Annotated in this window: 18 protein-coding genes, 1 tRNA gene and 1 pseudogene; 16 read left to right on the forward strand and 4 right to left on the reverse strand. The window is 72.0% G+C overall.

Annotated elements, in window-relative coordinates:
• Positions 1 to 68 precede the first annotated feature (68 nt).
• The 5 genes from IEY20_RS11240 (at position 69) to IEY20_RS11260 (ending at position 5,038) form a co-directional block, all read left to right on the forward strand.
• Positions 69 to 1,430, forward strand: a complete 1,362-nt coding sequence (locus IEY20_RS11240; RefSeq protein ID WP_175329428.1) for a sensor histidine kinase — start codon at positions 69 to 71, stop codon at positions 1,428 to 1,430.
• A complete protein-coding gene (locus tag IEY20_RS11245) occupies positions 1,427 to 2,563 on the forward strand; it encodes a hypothetical protein (protein ID WP_022903112.1) in 1,137 nt (378 codons plus the stop codon). The genes IEY20_RS11240 and IEY20_RS11245 overlap by 4 nt, the downstream gene beginning before the upstream one ends.
• Positions 2,550 to 3,251 (forward strand): response regulator transcription factor, encoded by a 702-nt coding sequence (locus tag IEY20_RS11250; protein ID WP_022903111.1) that lies wholly within the window; start codon positions 2,550 to 2,552, stop codon positions 3,249 to 3,251. Before IEY20_RS11245 ends, IEY20_RS11250 begins: the two co-directional genes overlap by 14 nt.
• Positions 3,251 to 3,877: a thymidine kinase gene (locus IEY20_RS11255; protein ID WP_022903110.1), complete on the forward strand. Its 627-nt coding sequence runs from the start codon at positions 3,251 to 3,253 to the stop codon at positions 3,875 to 3,877. The genes IEY20_RS11250 and IEY20_RS11255 overlap by 1 nt, the downstream gene beginning before the upstream one ends.
• A gap of 120 nt (positions 3,878 to 3,997) precedes the next feature.
• Positions 3,998 to 5,038: an LLM class flavin-dependent oxidoreductase gene (locus IEY20_RS11260; protein WP_175329427.1), complete on the forward strand. Its 1,041-nt coding sequence runs from the start codon at positions 3,998 to 4,000 to the stop codon at positions 5,036 to 5,038.
• Between the two features lie 351 nt (positions 5,039 to 5,389).
• Here IEY20_RS11260 and IEY20_RS11265 read toward each other — a convergent pair.
• The 3 genes from IEY20_RS11265 to IEY20_RS11275 form a co-directional block, all read right to left on the reverse strand.
• Positions 5,390 to 5,463 (reverse strand) — tRNA-Pro (locus IEY20_RS11265).
• A 101-nt stretch (positions 5,464 to 5,564) separates the two neighbouring features.
• A complete protein-coding gene (locus tag IEY20_RS11270) occupies positions 5,565 to 6,524 on the reverse strand; it encodes a metallophosphoesterase (RefSeq protein ID WP_175329426.1) in 960 nt (319 codons plus the stop codon).
• A complete protein-coding gene (locus IEY20_RS11275) occupies positions 6,521 to 9,079 on the reverse strand; it encodes a transglycosylase domain-containing protein (RefSeq protein WP_175329425.1) in 2,559 nt (852 codons plus the stop codon). Before IEY20_RS11275 ends, IEY20_RS11270 begins: the two co-directional genes overlap by 4 nt.
• Positions 9,080 to 9,129: 50 nt before the next feature.
• On the opposite strand from IEY20_RS11275, the gene sp36 reads away from it, so the two are divergent.
• Positions 9,130 to 9,288, forward strand: a complete 159-nt coding sequence (gene sp36, locus IEY20_RS11280; protein ID WP_022903105.1) for a Sp36 family protein — start codon at positions 9,130 to 9,132, stop codon at positions 9,286 to 9,288.
• Complete coding sequence (locus tag IEY20_RS11285; protein WP_175329424.1) at positions 9,285 to 9,746, forward strand: RidA family protein; 462 nt, start codon at positions 9,285 to 9,287, stop codon at positions 9,744 to 9,746. Before sp36 ends, IEY20_RS11285 begins: the two co-directional genes overlap by 4 nt.
• Positions 9,747 to 9,824: 78 nt before the next feature.
• Here the strand turns inward: IEY20_RS11285 and acs are convergent, their stop codons facing one another.
• Positions 9,825 to 11,780 (reverse strand): acetate--CoA ligase, encoded by a 1,956-nt coding sequence (gene acs, locus IEY20_RS11290; protein WP_175329423.1) that lies wholly within the window; start codon positions 11,778 to 11,780, stop codon positions 9,825 to 9,827.
• A 558-nt stretch (positions 11,781 to 12,338) separates the two neighbouring features.
• Between acs and IEY20_RS17380 the strand changes: the two are divergent.
• From IEY20_RS17380 to IEY20_RS11330, 9 genes and pseudogenes are all read left to right on the forward strand, one after another.
• Positions 12,339 to 12,899, forward strand: a pseudogene (locus tag IEY20_RS17380) (ATPase, T2SS/T4P/T4SS family); the annotation flags it as partial.
• Positions 12,900 to 13,023: 124 nt separating this feature from the next.
• On the forward strand, positions 13,024 to 13,344 hold the full coding sequence (locus tag IEY20_RS17385; RefSeq protein WP_307839865.1) for an ATPase, T2SS/T4P/T4SS family: 321 nt from the start codon (positions 13,024 to 13,026) through the stop codon (positions 13,342 to 13,344).
• Positions 13,341 to 14,426, forward strand: coding sequence for a type II secretion system F family protein (locus IEY20_RS11300; protein ID WP_268239159.1), 1,086 nt, complete (start codon positions 13,341 to 13,343; stop codon positions 14,424 to 14,426). Before IEY20_RS17385 ends, IEY20_RS11300 begins: the two co-directional genes overlap by 4 nt.
• Before the next feature lie 103 nt (positions 14,427 to 14,529).
• A complete protein-coding gene (locus IEY20_RS17440) occupies positions 14,530 to 14,829 on the forward strand; it encodes a DUF4244 domain-containing protein (RefSeq protein ID WP_372378930.1) in 300 nt (99 codons plus the stop codon).
• 10 nt (positions 14,830 to 14,839) lie between these two features.
• Positions 14,840 to 15,142 (forward strand): TadE/TadG family type IV pilus assembly protein, encoded by a 303-nt coding sequence (locus IEY20_RS11310; protein ID WP_229728012.1) that lies wholly within the window; start codon positions 14,840 to 14,842, stop codon positions 15,140 to 15,142.
• A gap of 2 nt (positions 15,143 to 15,144) precedes the next feature.
• Complete coding sequence (locus tag IEY20_RS11315; protein ID WP_175329421.1) at positions 15,145 to 15,639, forward strand: hypothetical protein; 495 nt, start codon at positions 15,145 to 15,147, stop codon at positions 15,637 to 15,639.
• Positions 15,615 to 18,383 (forward strand): type I DNA topoisomerase, encoded by a 2,769-nt coding sequence (topA, locus tag IEY20_RS11320; protein WP_188889143.1) that lies wholly within the window; start codon positions 15,615 to 15,617, stop codon positions 18,381 to 18,383. Before IEY20_RS11315 ends, topA begins: the two co-directional genes overlap by 25 nt.
• Positions 18,380 to 19,015 carry a dTMP kinase gene (tmk, locus tag IEY20_RS11325; RefSeq protein WP_175329419.1) on the forward strand — a complete coding sequence of 212 codons (636 nt, stop codon included), beginning with the start codon at positions 18,380 to 18,382 and terminating at the stop codon, positions 19,013 to 19,015. The genes topA and tmk overlap by 4 nt, the downstream gene beginning before the upstream one ends.
• A 25-nt stretch (positions 19,016 to 19,040) precedes the next feature.
• Complete coding sequence (locus IEY20_RS11330) at positions 19,041 to 20,183, forward strand: DNA polymerase III subunit delta' (RefSeq protein ID WP_175329418.1); 1,143 nt, start codon at positions 19,041 to 19,043, stop codon at positions 20,181 to 20,183.
• Positions 20,184 to 20,324: the final 141 nt, after the last annotated feature.

The raw sequence follows: 20,324 nt of genomic DNA on the forward strand, positions 1-20,324 counted from the left end.
TCGCTGTCGGCATCCCGATTCGGGGTACACCGGCGGTGGCGACACCTACCCGGAAGGACGTCCCACCCGTGCTCGGCATCCCCACGCACCTCGCGCCACGCGTGAATGCCTGGTCGACGGTGCGCGCGTTCCACGCCGCCGCCGTGGGGTCGATCGTGGCGGCGGCGGTCGCGCTGCTGCTGCTCCGCGCGACCGAGCCCGGCGCGCAGGTGGTCGGGGCGGTGCTGGCGCTGGTGCCGATGCTGGCGATGATCGGGCTCCACGTGCAGTTCGGCACATCGCGGTCCGCGGTGGCGTTCCTCGTCGTGGGCGGGACGTGCGTCTGGTGGTTCGCGACCGTCGTGCAGCGCGAGGTCGAGGTCCCCTGGGTGGCGTCCTTCGTGCTGTCCCTCGCGGTGATCCCGCTCGTCCTCGTCGGCGGTGCCGGTGCGGTGCCGGGTCGCGTGGTGGTCTGGTCGATCGGCGGCTTCGTGGTCGGCCGTGGTGCCGCCTTGCTCGCACTCGTCCAGACGGACGGGACCCCGCACCCCCTCGTCCTGGCGTGGGTGACGCTGGCGTTCGTGGTGTCCCTCGTGCTCGTGACCAGCCGCGCCACCACCCGGTCCGCGCGGGTCCAGCCGGAACTCCTCCGGTCGGCGCGCGAGGAACACGTCTCCGCGTACCGCGCCGGTGTCGAGGCCGAGGCGGCGGCGATCCTGCACGACACCGTCCTCAACCACCTCGGTGCCATCGCCATCGCGCCGGACGGCCCGATGGACGAGCACCTCGCGCGCACGGTCGACGAGGACCTCGCGCTGCTCACGGAGCGCAAGTGGCTCGGAGCGTCGGGATCGGAGCCGCCCAGCCCGGCCGCCACGGGTTCCTCGGCCTTCGGCGCGATGCTCGACGCCGAGCGGACCCAGGGCCTCCACATCACGACGACCGGCGAGGCCCGGTCCCTCGAACGGCTCGACGACCGGACGCTCGACGCCGTCGTGCGGGCCGCCGGTCAGTGCCTGGCGAACGTCCGGAAGCACGCGGGCGTCGACGCGGCCGAGGTCAGCGTGTTCGACGACGGCGCCTCGTGCACGGTGATGGTCGTGGACGACGGGCGGGGCTTCGACGAGTCGGCGACGGGCGCGGACCGGATGGGCCTCCGCGGCTCGGTGCGGCAGCGCATCGAGCGCGTCGGCGGGTCCGTCCAGGTGTGGTCGTCGCCCGGCTCGGGCACGAGCGTGATGATGACCGTGCCGATGCCGACCCCGGTCGGCCGGGTCGGCGGGAGCGGGACACCCTCCGGCGACGTCGTGGCGTCCGGACGCGCGTCCGGCGGCCTCGTGTCGGGTGGTCTGGCGTCGGGCGGCGTCGCATCCGGGGGCTCCGCAACCGGGGGCGACGCGTCGTTCCGGCCCCGCGGCATCGAGGACGACGAGCCGGAGCGTGCCCGGTGACGGCTGCACGCCGCACCGCGCAGCAGTACGACCCGCTCGGTGCGATGGGGTCGCGGCCGCTCGCCGTCGTGATCGGTGCCGCCGGCACGGTCTGGGCACTGCTGGTGTCGCTGTTCGACCGCGACGTGGTCGGGAGCCCCGGCCTGAGCGCCCTCACCGTGCTGCTCGTCGCGGCCTCGGCGACCGTCGTGATCGCCGCGTCGAGTCCGTTCCGTGCGCCGTTCACCCGCGGGGCCTTCGTGGCGCACGTGGCGTTGCTGGCGACGGCCTCGGTGACGAGCGTCGCCGCCCAATGGGGCCCGGACCGCAACGCCCTCAACGACTTCATGAGCCTGCTCACCGCGACCGGCATCGTGATGGTCGCTCCGTACCGGCCGTGGACCGACCTCGCCCTCGGCGGGCTGGTGCTCGCCGCGGTCGACGCGGCCGCCTGGGGCGTCGCTGCCGCGACCTTCCCGCACCAGGTCCCCGTGGCCGTCGCCGCTTTCCTGGCGGCAGCGCCGACGCTCGTGCTCACCGGGGCGTCGGCGGTCTTCGCGTGGACGTTCTCCGGGCTCGCCGAGCGGGTGCAGATCCGCGCCGGCTCGTACTCGGTCGAGCGGGCGGAACAGGACGGCATCGCCGCGAACGTGCAGCGGGACCGTTCGACCCTGCTCGCCACCGAGGTCGCGCCGTTCTTCGCCGAGCTCCGCACCCGCGACGCGATCACCGACGCGGACCGGGCGCGGGCGAGGGCCATCGCGGACACCCTCCGGCGCGGCATGGTGGCCGATGCGGACCGGACGTGGTTCGAGTACGCCGTCCGCGCCGAGGGCGGCGAACGAGCCGAGATCGACGACCCCGACGGACTGCTCGCGACCCTCGACGTCGACCAGCGGACCGTCGTGCGCACCTTCCTCCGCGCCGTGATGCGCGCTCCGGCCGTCGATCCGGCCGGCCTGGTCGTCCGGGCACGCGGGACGGCGGGGGAGCGGATCGAGGTCACCGTCGACGTCGTGGTCGCTGACTCCGACATCGGCATCCACCGCACCTTCGACCCGTACCTCGCGGTCCTCCGTGTCACGTTCCCCGACCTGGACGTCACCGTCCGGCCGTCCGCCCTCGCACTAAGGTTCTCGTATGACCAGCACTGACCCGAACCGGCTCTCGGAGGGCGGTCCCGTCCTCCCGACCCCGGGGACCCGCCGGGTGCGGTTGGCCATCCTCGACGACCACGAGGTCCTGCTCGACTCCCTCTCGAGCTGGATCGCCGTGAACGCGTTCGACTTCGACCTGGCCCTCACCGCACACACCTGGCTCGAGATGGTCCACAGCGACAGCTTCCCGACCGACCTCGTGTTCCTCGACTTCCAGCTCAAGGAGCCCGTGTCGATCGAGGCGCGTGTCCGGACCTGCCGTGCCGCCGGGGCGAAGGTCATCGTCCTGTCGAGCGTCGACAGCCGCGAGTCCCGCGACCGTGCCCTCGCCGCCGGCGCCGCTGCTTTCCTGTCGAAGTCGCTGCCGATGCGCGAGGTCATGGACGTCGCCCGCGAGATCATGGGCGTCGCCCGCGAGACGCCGCCGCAGCGCGACTGGCGGCCGCTCCCGACCGGCGCGAGTGCGCACCAGCGGCCGAAGCTCAGCCACGGTGAGGAAGAGGCACTCCGGCTCTACGTGTCCGGCTACTCGACGAACGAGGTCGCTGCGCAGATGAACGTGCAGTACGAGACCGCGAAGACCTACCTGCGGCGCGTCCGTGAGAAGTACAGCAAGGTCGGTCGTCCCGCGTCGAAGAAGTCCGACCTCATCCGTCGTGCGGCGGAGGACGGGTTCCTCGCGTAGTGGCGAAGCTCTACTTCCGCTACGGCGCGATGAACAGCGGCAAGAGCACCGGGCTGCTGCAGGCGGCGTACAACTACGAGGAGCGCGGGCAGCGGGTCCTGCTCGCCAAGCCGGAGGTCGACACCAAGGGCGACCACGAGATCGTGTCCCGACTCGGCGTCACCCGGTCGGTCGACGTGGTCTTCGCGCCGTCCGACGACGTCCGGGCGGCCGTCACCGCAGCCGGGTCGACCGATCCGGCGTCGGCCGGTCTCGACGGCATGGTGCGCCCGGTGAGCTGCGTGCTCGTCGACGAGGCACAGTTCCTCACGCCGAAGCAGGTCGACGACCTCCTGCGCGTCGCGGTCCTCGACGGCATCCCGGTGCTCGCGTACGGCATCCGCACCGACTTCCGGACCGAGGCCTTCCCGGGCAGCGCCCGGCTGCTCGAGATCGCGCACTCCCTCGAGGAGCTCAAGACGATCTGCCGCTGCGGTCGCAAGGCGGTCTTCAACGCGCGCCGCATCGACGATCGCTTCGTCTTCGACGGCTCCCAGGTGGCGATCGACGGCGAGGACGTCACGTACGAGTCGCTCTGCGCGAACTGCTACCTCACGGAGTCCGGCGGGCACCTCGACGGCGACTGACGGTCGCCACCGGCACACGGCAACCCCCGACGGCCTGGAGGCCCGTGACGGGCCCGCCCCGCGCCTCCAGGCCGTCAGGGGGTGCGGAATGCACGTCGGCCGGCCACTGTTGGTGACCACATGAGCGACGCTTCCGTGCACCTGTCCGTCCTCGACCTGGCCACGCGTGAGTACGGCCAGTCCAACACCGAGGCCCTGCAGGGCTCGATCGACATGGCGGTGCACGCCGAGCAGCTTGGCTACGAGCGCATCTGGGTCGCCGAGCACCACGGGATGCCGGGCATCACCTCGTCCGCGCCCGCCGTGCTGCTGAGCGCCGTCGGGGCAGCCACCTCGACCATCCGCATCGGTTCCGGCGGGGTCATGCTGCCGAACCACGCACCGCTCGTCGTCGCCGAGCAGTTCGGGACGCTCCGTGCGCTGTACGGCGACCGGGTCGACCTCGGCATCGGCCGTGCACCCGGGACCGACGGTGCGACGGCGATGGCGCTCCGCCGCACCGACCGCCTCGACGTCGACGGCTTCCCGCAGCAGCTCGCGGACCTCATCGGTTTCTTCACCGGCATGGAGGCGTCGAACCCGCTCTCGCGCATCCGCGCAGTGCCCGGCTACGGTGACGTGCCGGAGTTCTGGCTGCTCGGTTCCTCGGGCTACAGCGCGCAGGTCGCCGGTGCGCTCGGTGTCTCGTTCGCGTTCGCGCACCACTTCGCGTCCGACAACACCGAGGCAGCACTCGCGCTGTACCGCGACTCGTTCCGGCCGTCGCGTTTCCGCCAGACCCCGAACGCGCTGATCGGCGTGCAGGTCGTCACCGACGAGGACCCGGCCGTGATCGCGGAGCAGAGCGCGCCGGGCATGATCTCGTTCATCCGGATGCGGCAGGGTGCCAAGCCCGAGCCGGTGTCGATGGAGGAGGCTCGTGCGTACGAGTTCTCCGACCTCGAGCGACGCTTCATCGAGGCGCGGACCGCTCGCCAGGCCTACGGCACCGCGGACGAGGTGGCGGCGAAGATCAACGCGCTCGTCGAGTCGACCGGTGCCGATGGTGTGATCGTCGCTCCGGGGGCGGCGCAGGCGCGCTACCGGCACCAGGCGCTCGACGTCGTGGCGCAGTTGCACGCCGAGGGGCGGCTCGTGCCGGCGGGTGCCGCGGTGGCGTGACGCCGACGCACGCTCGGCCGAGGCGCGAGCCGCTCAGCCCGTCGAGGTTCCAGGACGCTGGAGTCTCGGCGGGCTTCGTCGTCGGGGAGGGAGACCTCGGGCCGGAGCACTGTGGGCGGTGGTGGCCGGTCGCGACACCCCGTCTTCCGGGCGTCGAGCGGTCACGAGGTGTCGCTCCAGACGGCGCACAGCGACGATTCACGACCATTCGCCGACGGGCACGCGGGGTGTCGTGCCCCTTCGTTGAGTCCGACCGGCGGACGAGCTCGCTCGAGGGAACGCGGGGCTCCGGAGGAACGCGGGGCTCCGGGGAACGAGGAAGGCCCTGGTCGTCTGACCAGGGCCTTGCTGTCGGGGTGACAGGATTTGAACCTGCGACCTCCTCGTCCCGAACGAGGCGCGCTACCAAGCTGCGCCACACCCCGCGGTGTGATCACTCCGAACCGGAGCAACCCCAGAAGTCTACCGGATGATCGAGGGTGCTCACGACCATCTCGACAACTCCCGGGCGCGTCGCCACGGCGGCTCAGTCGACGCGGGCGGTGAGGGTCACGACGACGGCCTCGGGGCGGCAGGAGAACCGCACAGGGGCGTAGATCGACGTCCCGAGCCCGGCCGAGATCTCGAGCCAGGACCAGTGGTTGCGGTGCTCCCACTTGTGCAGCCCGCTGACGTAGCGGCGGGGGAGGTCGCAGTTCGTGACGAGCGCGCCGACGCCCGGCACCTGGACCTGGCCACCGTGCGTGTGGCCGGCGAAGATGACGTCGGCACCCTGGGTCACGAAGGCGTCGAGGACACGGCGGTACGGCGCGTGGGTGATCCCGAGGGAGACCGGCGCGGGGCCGTCCTCGTCCGCGGACCACGGCACGTCGCTGCGCATCTCGTCGACGTTCGTCGGCAGGAGGTCGAGGCGGTCCCAGTCGCGGTGCGCGTCCGACGTCCCGAAGAGCTCCAGGCGCGAGCCACGGAGTTCGATCGCATGTGCCTTGTCGTTCACGTCGAGCCACCCGAGCGACTCGAAGAACGCCGTCTGGCGGTCGATGTCGAGCTCCACGGGGCGGGCGCCCCCGCTGCCGTGCGCGCTCGGACCCGTGAAGTACTTGAACGGGTTCCGGGGCGTCGGGCCGTAGAAGTCGTTCGAGCCGTACGCGAAGGCGCCCGGGACGCCCCGGAAGGGCTCGAGCGCATACTCGACGGCGGAGTTCGCGGTGACGTGGCCGAGGTTGTCGCCGGTGTTCACCACGAAGTCGGGCTCCACCAGGCTGAGGTTGCGCAGCCACTGCTGCTTGTCCGACTGCCACGGCGCCATGTGGATGTCGGAGAGGTGCAGCACGACGATGTCGCGAGAGCCCGGCGCGAGCACCGGGACCGTCTCCCACCGGATGCCGAAGCGACGGCGCTCGACGAGGGAGCCCCACGCCGCAGCGCCGGCTCCGACGGCCGCGCCCGCTGCGAGGACCCCGAGCGAGGCGCGGCCGCGCGTCACTTGCAGTCCTTCGGAGCCTTGCCGTCCTTCGTGCCGTACAGCTTGACCGTCACCGCGGTGTCCTTGCCCACCGTGGCGTCGGCGGCCGGGTCGGTCGAGGCGACCTTGCACTGCTGGGAACCGCTGCCGCGCTCGTACTGGTCGGAGATGGTGATGTTCGTCAGACCCGCCGACTCAAGCTCGGACCGTGCGCTGCCGACGTTCTTGCCGGTCACGTTCGGCATCGAGGCCTGCGAGCCGTCGGTCGTGTACACCGTGACGCTCGCGCCCTGGGAGAGGTAGGACCCTGCGGCGGGCGAGGTCTTGAGCACGCTGCCCGCGGTCCCGGGGCCGGGCTGGGTGCCGCCGTCCACGTACGTGAAGCCTGCCGAGGCGAGGGTCGACCGTGCCTCGTCCGGGCTCTTGCCCGCGAGGTTCGGCAGCTGGACGCTGTTGCCCCGGATCGCCGTCGACGACGGGTCCGTGAAGGCGCCGCCGGGGTAGGCCGCGTTGACCGGGGTCTGCGCCTGGCGCCACACGTCAGCACGCACGCCGGCGTAGGTGCCGTTCACGCCGTTGCTGTAGTGACGGAGGTTGAGCTTCTTGCCGTCGGTGTTGCCCTGCCAGTAGGCGGTGGCCACCTTGGTCGAAGCGCCGACGAGCCAGATCTGCTCGGCTTCGTCGGTCGTACCCGTCTTGGCGAACATCTGGGTGCCGTCGGCGGTCTGTGCACCGCGGGCGGTACCGCTCGTGATCGTCTGCTTCATCGCGTAGACCGCGGTCTGCGCGACGGCAGGGTCGACCGCCTGGGAGCAGTCCTTGGCCTGGCCGCCCAGCTTCTTGCCCGAGGCGTCCGTCACCTGGTCGATCGCGATCGGAGCGCAGAACGTGCCGTTGTTCGCGATGCCGGCGTACGCGGCAGCCATCGTGAGCGGCGCGATCTCGTTCGTCCCGAGGATGAAGGAGGGGTACGTGTTGAGCGGGTTCGCGTCGGCGCGGTGCACGCCGAAGTTCTTCGCCATGGTCTCGATGTCGCAGAGGTCGAGCTTCTGCGCCATCGAGGCGAACGCACCGTTGATCGAGCCCGCGGTGGCGCCGATGACGCTGTAGTTGCCGTTCTCGCCGGGGGAGTCGTTCGAGACGTCGAACTGCGTGTAGTCGGGCTGACCACACTTGGTCCACGGCGACACGACGCGCGCGGTGCCGTTGACGGTCTCGTTCAGGCCGTGGCCCGCCTTGATCCAGTCGAGGAGCGTGAACGCCTTGAACGTCGAACCGGTCTGGAACCCTCTCGCCCCGCCGTACTTGTAGTCGACCGAGTAGTTCAGCGAGGTCGACGTGGGTGCGGACTTCAGGGCCTCGTCGAAGTCCTTGTTCTGCGCCATCGTCAGGATGCGACCCGTACCGACCTCGACCGAATCGAGCGTCGCGCCGAGGGCGATCTGCGTCTCCGCCTTGTTGTCGTACGTGTTGAGGATCTGCTTCTGCTGCGCGTTCAGGCCGATGTCGAGCGTCGTCTGGATCTTGTACCCGCCGTTGCGCCAGGCCGCCGCACGCTCCTTCGCCGTCGCACCGAGCTGCGACATCTCCTTGACGACCTTGACCGCGTAGTCGCAGAAGAACTGCGAGCCGTCACCGACGGAGGCCCGGCACCCCTGCGTCGGCTGGGTCAGGTGCACGTAGTCGGCCGGCTTGCTCAGCCGCGCCTTGCGGTACTCGTCCTCGGTGATGTGCTTCTGCGCGTACATCGAGCGGAGGATGACGTTGCGACGAGCGACGTTGGCGTCGTAGTTCTTCGGCGTCGACAGGTTGCGCGTGTTCGGCGACTGCACGATCGCGAGGATCGAGGCCGCCTCGGCCGGGGTCAGCTCGGTCGCCGACTTGTTGAAGTAGTGCTGCGCCGCCGCCTGCACGCCGTAGGTCTGGTCGCCGAAGTAGGCGATGTTCAGGTAGGCGGTGAGGATGTCCTTCTTGGAGTACTTCTTCGCAAGCCCGATGGCGAGCTTCATCTCCTCGAGCTTGCGGGGGATGCTCGTCTCGGTGGCCGCGTTGTAGGCCTTGAGGCGCGCCTTCTCGGTGGGGAGCTCGAGCGCCTGCTGCATCTTGATGTTGCGGACCAGCTGCATGGTCAGCGTCGACCCGCCGCCGGACTCGCCCAGACCGCCGGCGAGGCTGCCGACGCCCGCGCGCACGAGCGACGTCATGTCGACGCCGCCGTGCTCGAAGAACCGCTTGTCCTCGCCGTCGATGGCAGCGTTCTTCAGGTTGTCGCTGATCTGGTCGAACTTGAGTTCCTGACGGTTCTGGTCGTACACCGTCGCGAAGTGCACGCTCTTGCTGCCCTGGTAGGCGTAGAGCTCGTTGCGCTGCGGGAGGTCACCGATCTCGATGTACTCCGGGAGCGACTCGAAGACGCCGATCGTCGAGGTCGTGGTCACACCGGCCACCGCGATCGCAGGCGTCACTCCGATCGTCACGAGGAGGCCAGCGAGCACGCTGAAGCCGACGAATCCGATGAAGGCACCGACTGCGGAGACTGGTTTGGTCCGCGAAGCAGACGTCTTCTGGGCAGACATAGGATGCAGCCTAAACGACACCGCCGACTGAAAGGCTGGCAAGGAACCGCATGAGCCGCTGGGAATACCTCACGACGCCGTTGATCATCCACAACACCACGGCGATCCTCAACAACTTCGGCGACGAGGGCTGGGAACTCGTCCAGGTCGTCACCGGTCCCGAGGGCGGACTCGTCGCCTACCTCAAGCGTCCCAAGGCCGACGCATGACCGTCTCGGACCGTCTCGCCGAGCTCGGACTCGCGATCCCGTCCGTCGCGGCCCCGGTCGCTGCCTACGTACCGGCGGTCGTGACCGGCCGGTACGTGTACACCGCCGGTCAGCTGCCCTTCGTCGACGGCGCGCTGTCGGTCACGGGCAAGGTCGGTGCCGTTGTCGACCCGGAGACCGCCGCCGGCCAGGCCCGGACGGCGGCGCTCAACGCGCTCGCGGCCGTCGAGTCGGTCGCCGGCTCGCTCGACCGCGTCGCACGGGTCGTCAAGGTGACGGTCTTCGTCGCGTCGGACCCGTCCTTCACGGGGCAGCCGGCCGTCGCGAACGGCGCCTCCACGCTCGTCGGCGAGGTCTTCGGCGACGCCGGCGTCCACGCGCGCAGCGCGGTGGGCGTCGCGGTCCTGCCGCTGGACGCGCCGGTCGAGGTCGAGCTGGTGGTGGAGCTGACCGACTGACGGACCGTCAGCGGCGCACGTCACGCGAGCCGCGCCTCCAGGCAGGTCCGCCGGGAGGCGCGGCTTGCGTCGTTCCTGCTACATGAGTTCCGCGATGGTCGCCATGATCGTCGGGTCGGCGAGCGTGGTCGTGTCGCCGATGCGGCGGCCCTCGGCCGCGTCGCGGAGCAGACGCCGCATGATCTTGCCCGAGCGCGTCTTCGGCAGCTCCGGGACGATCACCACCTGCCGCGGCTTCGCGATCGCGCCGATGCGCTTGCCGACCCAGTCGCGGAGCTCCTTCGCGGTGGCGTCGCGGTCGACGCCCTCCGCGGCCTCCGCGGTCAGGATCACGAACGCGACGACCGCCTGCCCGGTGGTCTCGTCGGCGGCGCCGACGACCGCGGCCTCGGCGACGCCCTCGTGTCCCACGAGGGCCGACTCGATCTCGGCGGTCGACAGACGGTGGCCGGACACGTTCATGACGTCGTCGACGCGCCCCTGCACCCAGATGTCGCCCTGGCCGTCGAGCCGCGCTCCGTCGCCGGCGAAGTAGCGGCCGGGGAACCGTGACCAGTAGGTCTCGACGAAACGGTCGGGGTCGTTCCAGATGCCGCGCGCCATCGACGGCCACGGGTCGGCGATCGTGAGGTAGCCGCCCTCGCCGGGGTCGACCCGTCGGCCGTCCTCGTCGACGATCTCGGCCGTGATGCCGGGCAACGGGGTCTGCGCGGCGCCGGGCTTGAGCTTCGTGACGCCGGGGAGTGCGGAGATCATGATCGCGCCGGTCTCGGTCTGCCACCACGTGTCGACGATCGGTGTGCGGTCGTGGCCGATCACCTGCCGGTACCACTGCCAGGCCTCGGGGTTGATCGGCTCACCGACGCTCCCGAGGAGGCGCAGGGTCTCCAGGCTCCTGGCCTCGGGGACCTGCCGGCCGGCCTTCATCGCCGCGCGCACGGCCGTGGGTGCCGTGTAGAGGACGGTCACGCCGTACGAGTCGACGAGGTCCCACCAGCGGCCGGGCTCCGGCTCGTCCGGCGTGCCCTCGTAGAGGACCTGGGTGACGCCGTTCGACAGCGGGCCGTAGACGACGTACGAGTGCCCGGTGATCCAGCCGATGTCCGCCGTGCACCAGTAGACGTCCTTCTCCGGGTGCATGTCGAACACGTTCCTGTGCGTGTACGTGGCCTGCGTGAGGTACCCGCCGGAGGTGTGCACGATGCCCTTGGGCTTCCCGGTCGTGCCGGACGTGTAGAGGATGAAGAGCGGCGTCTCGGCGGGGAACGCCTGCGCCTCGTGGGTGGCGTCCGCCTTCGCCAGCTCGTCGTGCCACCAGAGGTCGCGCTCGTTCCAGGCGATGTCGTTGCCGCCGCGATTGACGACCAGGACGTGCTCGACGCTGTCGGTGCCCTCGCCCTCGAGCGCCTCGTCGACGGCGGGCTTCAGGGGCGACACGGCGCCGCGCCGCCACCCGCCGTCGGCCGTGACGACGAGCTTCGCCTCGGCGTCCTCGATGCGGGCGCGGAGGCTCTCGGCGCTGAACCCGCCGAAGACGACGGAGTGGATCGCTCCGATCCGGGCGACGGCGAGCATCGTCACGACGGCCTCGGGGATGAGCGGGAGGTACACGACGACCCGGTCGCCCTGCCCGACGCCGAGGTCGGTGAGCATGTTGGCGGCGCGTTGCACGTCAGCCGTCAGCTCCGCGTAGGTGATCCGGCGCGTGTCGCCGGGCGCGCCCTCGAAGTGGATCGCGACCCGGTCGCCGTTGCCCGCGCGCACGTGTCGGTCGAGGCAGTTCTCGGCGACGTTGAGCTCACCGTCCGCGAACCACTTCGCGAAGGGTGCTCCGGACCAGTCGAGGGTCTGTGTGAACGGCGTCCGCCAGTCGAGGAGGGTGCGCGCCTGGTCGGCCCAGAACGCCTCACGGTCCGCGGCAGCGGCCTCGTGCAGGTCCTCGTGTGCGACGGCGTCGGCGACGAACTCCGGCGACGGCGGGAACGTGGGGCCGTCCTCGTGGTGCGGTGCGGTGTCGGTCGTGGTCGGGGACATCGGTGTCCTTTCGCGTCGTGCTGGTGCTCGCCGGGGCGAGGCGCCGTGGGCAGCAACCGGAGACTACCCCCGACCGGTTGCGGCCGGTCGTCGTGTCGGGGTTGCCGAGCAGGGGTGTTCGTGGGGTACAGTGTTCATCGCCGGACTCGTTTCCGGTGGCGTCGGCCGTGATTCCCCCCAATCCGCCGGTGTCCAGGCGGCACCCGTTCCCCCCAACAGGTGCCGCCTCTTCTTTTCTCCCGGCAGACACCCCGACGGTCGCGGCGGTCGGACAGTGGCGTCCCGGCTCGATCCGCGCGGGTATGCGGATTGGTGGACAGACCGGTCCATGCTCACGCATCGATGTGTTCTCGTCGCCCGCGCGGTCGCCTGGCGGACCCCGACCTGGACTGGACGGGCTCGTCGCGTCCCTCCTGAGCCGTGCACGCCCGCCACCGACTGGGGTACGGCTTTCTGCAACGGGGGACAACAGTGTCCGTTGGTGGGGAGGAACCGGCGTTCTGCACCGCAGACCGCGGGCGCGCTTCCGCGTGTCGTCCGGGCCGTAGCGTCCCGGCCATGCATCGACACCGTGCCCTCTCCACGTCGCCGTTCCTCCCGGGTGTCGCTCCACCGCGGGCCGAGCGCCCGATCCGCGCGGAGGAGTTCGAGGAACTCGCCGGGCTCGTGCGGGACGCCTCGGTCACCGACGTGCTGGCGGTGGGCGGTCGCGGGACCTGGATCGATCGCGGGGCCGGCCTCGAACGGGCCGATCCCGTCCTCGACGAGCGGCGGGCACGCGAACTCGGAGCAGCGCTCGTCGCCCGCGGCGGCCGACACGTCGACGAGACCACCCCGCTGGCCGACGTCCGGCACGACGACGGAGTCCGGGTGCACGTCGTGCTCGCGCCGGTCGCCGTCACCGGCACCGCGATCTCCGTCCGACTGCCCCGACCCGACCGGCCCACGCTCGCCGGGCTCGACCGGAGCGGCACCTTCGAGCGCGTCCCGCGGCGGGTCGTCGAGCAGGCCGTGGCCGAGCGCCGCAACGTCTTGGTCAGCGGGGCGACCGGGAGCGGCAAAACGACGCTGCTCTCGGCCATGCTGGCGGCCGTGCCGCACGACGAGCGGATCGTCACCGTCGAGGACGTCGCCGAACTCCGTGTCGACCACCCGCACGTGGTCGCACTCGAGGCGCGGCAGGCGAACGCGGAGGGGCACGGGGGCGATCGACCTCGCTCGGCTGCTCCGGGAGGCGCTCCGGATGCGGCCGGACCGGGTGGTCGTGGGGGAGTGCCGTGGGTCGGAGGTCCGCGAGCTCGTGTCCGCGCTCAACACCGGGCACGACGGCGGCGCCGGGACGGTCCACGCCAACGGCCTGCAGGACGTGTCCGCGCGGCTCGAGGCGCTCGGCGCGCTCGCCGGGATGGACCCGGCCGCGCTGGCACGTCAGGCGGTGAGCGCGTTCGACCTCGTGCTGCACGTCGAGCGTCGGCGCGGTGTGCGCCGGCTGGTCGGCGTCGGACGGCCGGTCCTGCGACCGGACGGGAGGCTCGACCTGCGTCCGGTGGACACCCCGCGGTGAGGCGCCCTCCCGCTCGACCGCAGGGGTGGGCGGGCGGCGCTGCGCGGTCGGCGGCAGGCGGTGCGCGGTCGGCGGCCGACGGTGCGCGCGCGGCGGCTCACGCTGCGCGGCGGACGGCCACGGACGGTGCTGCGTCGGGTGCGCGGCGGCTCGACCGTGTCGCGACGCTGGTGGCAGCCGGGTTGCCGCCACCGCGGGCGTGGTCCCTCGTCGGCGGCCTGCCGGTGACGGACGATCCAGCGTGGCAGGACGTCGCCGTCGTGCTCCGCGTCGCGGAACGGACGGGAGCGCCGTCGGCCGAGGCGCTGCGAGCCCTCGCGCGGGCTCTCCGACGGTCCGCCGCCTCCGACCGAGCCGTCCGTGTCGCCCTCGCCGGCCCGCGGACGAGCGCACGGGTCGTCCTGGCGCTGCCCGTCCTCGGGCTCGCGCTCGCATCGACCTGGGGTGCCGGGGCGGTGACGGTGCTCGTAGGTTCCCCGCTCGGCTGGGCGTGCTCGGCGGTGGCGGCCGGCCTCGTCGCGGTCGGCCGGCGTTGGACCGCACGGCTCGTGCGGGCTGCGACACCCGACGGGCACGTCGCCGGCGTGCTGCTGGACGCGTGGGCCGTCGCGGTGTCGGGCGGTGGTTCGTGGACGGACGCCGGAGCCGCCGTCGAGGAGGCGTTCGACGCGGTCGCCCGGAGCGCGGTCGGCGCGGGCGCTGCCGGCAGGGGCGCGGTCGGCAGGGGCGTGGTCGGAAGTGGCGCGGCTGGCGTGGGTGTCGGCGGTGGCGCGGCCTGCCGGGGAGTCGGCGGGTTCCCGGTGCCAGCGGTGTCCACGGACCGGGCAGAGGTCGAGCGCGCACGTCTGGCCGAGGTGCTCGTGCTCGCGCGACGCGCCGGGGTGCCGGCCGCCGCGCTCCTCCGCGCCGCAGCCGAGGACGTCCGTGACGACGCTGCCGGTGCGGCCCTCGCCGCGGCCGAGCGCCTCGCAGTCCGGCTCGTGCTGCCGCTCGGGGTCTGCGTGCTGCCAGCGTTCGTCCTCGTCGGGGTGGTGCCGGTCGTCGTGGGTGTCCTCTCCTCCACCGTGGTGGGCACGCCGTGATCGATCCACAGTCCGGTGCTGACGGCCCAGCGCGGTGGCTCTGACGGCGAGGCTGGGTGCAGGGCCGGAACGACCGGCAAGGGTGACGAGGAAGAGGACCGAGATGACGACGGGACGATGGGGAGCGACGACCGGGTGCGCTGCACGGTGTGGCGCGACACGGGACCACGGTGCGACGCGCGGCGGCGGGGCTGTCGCGCGGGGCGACGAGCGTGCGAGGGAGCGCGGTGCTCGTCGTTGGCTCGCGCCGCGCATCGGGGACGAGACAGGATCGGCGACGGCGGAGTACGCGGTGGTGATCCTCGCGGCCGTGGCGTTCGCCGGCGTGCTCGTCGCGGTGATGCGGTCGGGCGAGGTGCAGACGATCCTGACCGACCTCGTCCGCGGTGCCCTGTCGCTCTGAGCGCGGCGCGGTGACGGTGGAGTTCGCGGTCGTGCTGCCGGCGGTGGCACTCGTCCTGACGCTGCTCGTGGGTGCGGTGGTCCTGGTCGACCGGCAGGGGGCACTGCAACTCGCCGCTGCGACGGCCGCGCGCGCGGCCGGTCGCGGGGACACGGTGACGGCGGCTGCGGCGGTCGCAGCGGTCCCGGGCGCGACGGTCGCACAGCGCACGCCACCGGGCCTCGTCTGCGTCGACCTGACGCGTCCCTGCCCGGGGCTCTTCTCGGGGATCGTGCTCCGCGCCTCCGGGTGCGCGGCTGCGGGCGGGCGGTGAGCATGGGGCGGACCACGGACCGTGGGTCGGTCACGGTGCTGCTCGCCGTCGTCCTCGGCGTCGGGGTCGCCGTCGCCGCGGCCGGGATCGCTGCCGCTGCCCAGCGCGTGGTCACGGTCCGCGCGCAGGCGGCCGCCGACGCCGGCGCGCTCGCAGCGGCAGCCGCGCTGGTCGGTGCGCTCGACGGCGCACCCTGCACCCGCGCCGACGCCGTCGTGCGCGCCGGTGGGGCCACGCCGACGACGTGTTCGACCTCGCTCGCCACGGCCCGGGTGACGGTCACCGTCGGTGCCGGTGCGTTCGCCGTGAGCGCAGTCGCCGTCGCGGGACCACCGAGCGGTGTACGCGGCCGCTGTGTGTATGGTGTGCACGTCGGCCCCCGGTCACCGGTGTCCCGGTCGACCCGGACGGCGAGTCACTCCGGCGACGTCGCAGGTCCAGGGCCGACGAGCACCATCGATCAAGGAGACACGTGCCAGACACGAAGAAGCTCGTGATCGTCGAGAGCCCCGCGAAGGCCAAGACGATCGCGCAATACCTCGGTGACGGATACGAGGTCCAGGCGTCAGTCGGCCACATCCGTGACCTCATCGAGCCCAAGAACCTCCCCGCGGAGCTCAAGAAGGGCCCGATGGGCAAGTTCTCCGTGGACGTCGACAACGGCTTCGAGCCGTACTACGTGGTCTCCGACGCGAAGAAGAAGACCGTCTCCGAGCTCAAGCGGGCGCTGAAGGACGCCGACGAGCTCTACCTCGCCACTGATGAGGACCGTGAGGGCGAGGCCATCGCGTGGCACCTGCTCCAGGTGCTGAAGCCGAAGGTGCCGGTCAAGCGCATGGTGTTCCACGAGATCACCAAGGAGGCGATCCAGCGCGCGCAGGAGGCCACCCGCGAACTCGACACCGCGCTGGTCGACGCCCAGGAGACCCGCCGCATCCTCGACCGCCTCTACGGCTACGAGGTCTCGCCGGTGCTGTGGCGCAAGGTCGGCCCGGGGCTGTCCGCCGGTCGCGTGCAGTCCGCCGCGACCCGGCTCGTGGTCGACCGCGAGCGCGAGCGCCTGGCGTTCGTCTCCGCCAACTACTGGGACCTCACCGCACGGTTCGAGAAGGCCGGGGACACGGCGTTCACCGCCAAGCTCGCCCGTGTCCAGGGCACCCGCGTCGCTTCGGGGCGTGACTTCGACGACCGCGGTGCGATCTCCGGCGACGTCGTCCGCCTCGACGAGGCGTCGGCCGCCGCGCTGACGACCGTGCTCGAGCGCGCCGGTGACGCGGTCGTCCGCTCGGTCGACTCGAAGCCGTACACGCGCCGCCCGGCCGCGCCGTTCACGACGTCGACCCTGCAGCAGGAGGCCGCGCGCAAGCTCCGCTTCTCCGCGCGCCAGACGATGAGCGTCGCGCAGTCGCTGTACGAGAACGGCCACATCACCTACATGCGGACCGACTCGTCGTCGCTCTCGCAGCAGGCCGTGACCGCTGCCCGCAAGCAGGCCGCCGAACTGTACGGAGCCGACAGCGTGCCGGACAAGCCGCGCAGCTACGCCGGCAAGAGCAAGAACGCCCAGGAGGCGCACGAGGCGATCCGTCCCGCTGGTGACACCTTCCGCACGCCGTCGCAGATGGAGAAGGTCCTCCGCGGCAACGACCTGCGGCTCTACGGCCTCATCTGGAAGCGCACCGTCGCCTCGCAGATGGCGGACGCCAAGGGATCGACGGCCTCCGTGGTGCTCGGCATCTCCTCGTCCGAGGCCGTCGAGGGGCTGGCCTCGACGGCGAACGGCACCGACGCGGAGTTCACCGCGTCCGGCACCGTCATCACCTTCCGCGGCTTCCTCAACGCGTACGAGGAAGGTCGCGACGAGGAACGCCACGAGGCGAAGTCGGACGGCGACGACGCCAAGCTCCCGCAGATGGCCGAGGGCGACGAACTCGCCGTGTCGGACGTCGAGGCGAAGGGCCACGACACGTCGGCGCCCCCGCGCTACACCGAGGCGAGCCTCGTGAAGACGCTGGAGGAGCTCGGGATCGGCCGCCCCTCGACCTACGCCGCGATCATCTCGACGATCATCGACCGCGGGTACGTCACGCAGCGGGGGAGCGCCCTCGTGCCGAACTGGATCGCGTTCAGCGTGGTCCGGCTCCTCGAGGACTACTTCGGCGACCTCGTGCAGTACGACTTCACGGCCTCCATGGAGGACGACCTCGACCGCATCGCGAGCGGCGACGAGGACCGCGTCGACTGGCTCAAGGGGTTCTACTTCGGCGGCGGTGACAAGCGCGGCCTCCGGACCGTCATCGACAACCTCGGCGAGATCGACGCGCGCGACATCAACTCGGTGGAACTCGCTCCCGGCCTCACGCTGCGCATCGGCCGCTACGGCCCGTACATCGAGGTGCCGAGCGACGACCCGGAGAAGCCCCGCCGGGTCAACGTCCCCGAGGACCTCGCCCCCGACGAGCTGACGACGGACAAGGCCCGCGAACTCGTCGAGGCGCCTGTCGTCGGCGACCGCGTGGTCGGGATCAACCCGGAGACCGGCAAGGAGGTCCTCGCGAAGGACGGTCGCTTCGGTCCGTACGTCACCGAGCGCACGCCCGAGCCGGAACCCACGGTCGACCCGGCCACGGGCGAGGTCACCGAGGCCGCCCCCGCCGCTGCCGAGACCGGCACGACGACCACCGCGAAGAAGACCACGACCAAGAAGGCCACGACGAAGAAGGCCGCGGCGCCCAAGGAGCGCACCGCGTCCCTCTTCAAGTCGATGGACCCGCAGACGGTCGACCTCGAGACGGCCCTCAAGCTGCTCGACCTGCCCCGCACCGTCGGCAAGGACCCGGAGTCGGGCGAGGACATCACCGCGCAGAACGGTCGCTACGGCCCGTACCTCAAGAAGGGCACCGACACCCGGACGCTGCCGAGCGAGGACGCCATCTTCGACGTCGACCTCGCCGGGGCGCTGGAGTTGTTCGCGCAGCCCAAGTACGGCGCCAAGCGCTCCGCGACCGCCGCGCTCAAGGAGTTCGATGCCGACCCCGTGTCCGGCAAGCCGATCAAGGTGAAGGACGGCCGCTTCGGTCCGTACGTCACCGACGGTGAGACGAACGCCACGATCCCGCGCGGCGAGGACGTCGAGGACGTCGACTTCGAGCGGGCGAAGCAGCTGCTCGCGGACAAGCGCGCCAAGGGACCGGTGAAGAAGAAGGCGCCGGCCCGTCGGACCGCGGCCAAGAAGAAGTGACCGGACGGTTCATCACCCTCGAGGGCGGCGACGGCGCGGGCAAGACCACCCAGGCCGAGCGCCTCTCGGCGTGGCTGGGGGAGCACGGGCGGACCGTCGTGCGGACCCGCGAGCCGGGCGGCACCGACCTCGGCGTCCGCATCCGCGAGATCGTCCTGCACGAACGCGGACACGTCGCGCCGCGGGCCGAGGCGCTCCTGTACGCGGCCGACCGGGCGCACCACGTCGAGACCGTCGTCCGTCCGGCCGTCGCTCGCGGTGACGTCGTCCTGCAGGACCGCTACATCGACTCGTCGGTGGCGTACCAGGGTGTGGCGCGTGGCCTCGGTGCCGACGACGTCCGTGCGGTGTCGGACTGGGCGACGGGCGGGCTCGTCCCCGACCTGACCGTCCTGCTCGACCTCGACGTCCTGGTCGGACGGGCACGGGTCGCTGCGGCCCGCGGGGACACGTTCGACCGGCTGGAGTCCGAGGCAGCCGCGTTCCACGAGTCGGTGCGGCGGGCGTTCCTCGACATGGCCGCCGCGGAGCCCGAGCGTTTCCTCGTCGTCGATGCTTCGATGCCCGCGGACGTCGTCCAGCAGGCCGTCCGTGCAGCGGTCGGCCCCCTCGTCGGGATCGACCAGGCATGACGGTGGTCGCTGCGAGGATGTCCGCATGAGCGTGTGGGACGGCCTGACGGGGCAGGAGGAAGCCGTCGCGGCGCTGCGTCGCGCGGCCGAGTCGCCCGAGGGCACCGGGGGCATGACCCACTCGTGGCTCATCACCGGGCCGCCCGGGTCCGGCCGGTCCAACGTCGCCTCGGCCTTCGCCGCGGCGCTCGTCGGCGACGGTCCGGACGACGACCACACCCTGCGCCAGATCACGGCGAAGACCCACCCGGACGTCTCGGTCCTGACCACCCAGCGCGTCATCATCACCATCGACGAGATCCGGCAGCTCGTGACGTCGTCGTACTACTCGCCGTCGGTCGGCCGCTACCGCGTCGTGATCATCGAGGACGCCGACCGCATGACGGAGCGCACCTCGAACCTGCTCCTCAAGGCGCTCGAGGAACCGCCGGAGCGCACCGTGTGGATCCTCTGCGCCCCGAGCGAGGCCGACCTGCTGCCGACGATCCGCTCGCGCGTCCGGTCCGTCCGGCTCCGGGTGCCCGGCGTCGAGTCCGTCGCGGACCTCCTGGTCGCCCGCACCGGGGTCGACCGTCCGCTCGCGATGGACGCGGCCCGGCAAGCCCAGAGCCACATCGGGATGGCCCAGCGGCTGGCGACGAGCGCGGACGCCCGCGATCGTCGACGGCGCACCCTGATGACCGTGCTCGGCGTGCGGAGCGTCGCCGACGCGGTGACTGCGGCCGCCGACCTCCTCGCCGTCGCGGACGAGGACGCCAAGGCCATCACGCAGGAACGCGACGGCGAAGAGCGCGACGCAGCCCTGCGGTCGCTCGGGGTCGAGCCCGGGGGCACGATCCCGCCGGCCTTGCGGTCGCAGTTGCGCGCGCTCGAGGACGACCAGAAGCGCCGAGCGACGCGGAGCCTCCGTGACGGCCTCGACCGCATCCTGGTGGACGTGTCGTCGTTGTACCGCGACCTCCTCCTGCTCGGCCTCGGGGCACCGGCCGAGCCCGTCAACCTGTCGATGCGCGACGAGCTCGAACGGGAGCTGCCGAGCGTGCCGCCGGCCGCTGCGCTCGAGGTCCTCGACGCGGTCACGACGGCACGGACCCGGATCGCCGCGAACGTCGCCGCGCTCCTCGCGCTCGAGGCCCTGCTCGTGACGATCGCGCGCGCGGTCCGCTGACCCAGCCGCGCGGGACCCGGCCCGACCGTCGCGCGGGACCCGGCCCGACCGCCGCGCGGGACCCGGCCCGACCGCCGCGCGGGACCCGGCCCGACCGCCTCGTGGCACAAGGAACGCCCAGCGCGACCCGGCCCGACCGCC

Origin of the sequence: Curtobacterium luteum (genome assembly GCF_014646995.1) — a bacterium.
In the GTDB taxonomy this organism is placed as follows: Bacteria; Actinomycetota; Actinomycetes; order Actinomycetales; family Microbacteriaceae; genus Curtobacterium; species Curtobacterium luteum.

Bases quoted from the DNA above. Each gene is read 5' to 3' on its own strand.
- IEY20_RS11250 (WP_022903111.1), top strand. From the start codon at position 2,550: ATGACCAGCACTGACCCGAACCGGCTCTCGGAGGGCGGTCCCGTCCTC.
- IEY20_RS11260 (WP_175329427.1), top strand. From the start codon at position 3,998: ATGAGCGACGCTTCCGTGCACCTGTCCGTCCTCGACCTGGCCACGCGT.
- IEY20_RS11275 (WP_175329425.1), bottom strand. From the start codon at position 9,079: ATGTCTGCCCAGAAGACGTCTGCTTCGCGGACCAAACCAGTCTCCGCA.
- sp36 (WP_022903105.1), top strand. From the start codon at position 9,130: ATGAGCCGCTGGGAATACCTCACGACGCCGTTGATCATCCACAACACC.
- IEY20_RS11285 (WP_175329424.1), top strand. From the start codon at position 9,285: ATGACCGTCTCGGACCGTCTCGCCGAGCTCGGACTCGCGATCCCGTCC.
- acs (WP_175329423.1), bottom strand. From the start codon at position 11,780: ATGTCCCCGACCACGACCGACACCGCACCGCACCACGAGGACGGCCCC.
- IEY20_RS17385 (WP_307839865.1), top strand. From the start codon at position 13,024: ATGCGGCCGGACCGGGTGGTCGTGGGGGAGTGCCGTGGGTCGGAGGTC.
- IEY20_RS17440 (WP_372378930.1), top strand. From the start codon at position 14,530: ATGACGACGGGACGATGGGGAGCGACGACCGGGTGCGCTGCACGGTGT.
- IEY20_RS11315 (WP_175329421.1), top strand. From the start codon at position 15,145: ATGGGGCGGACCACGGACCGTGGGTCGGTCACGGTGCTGCTCGCCGTC.
- IEY20_RS11330 (WP_175329418.1), top strand. From the start codon at position 19,041: ATGAGCGTGTGGGACGGCCTGACGGGGCAGGAGGAAGCCGTCGCGGCG.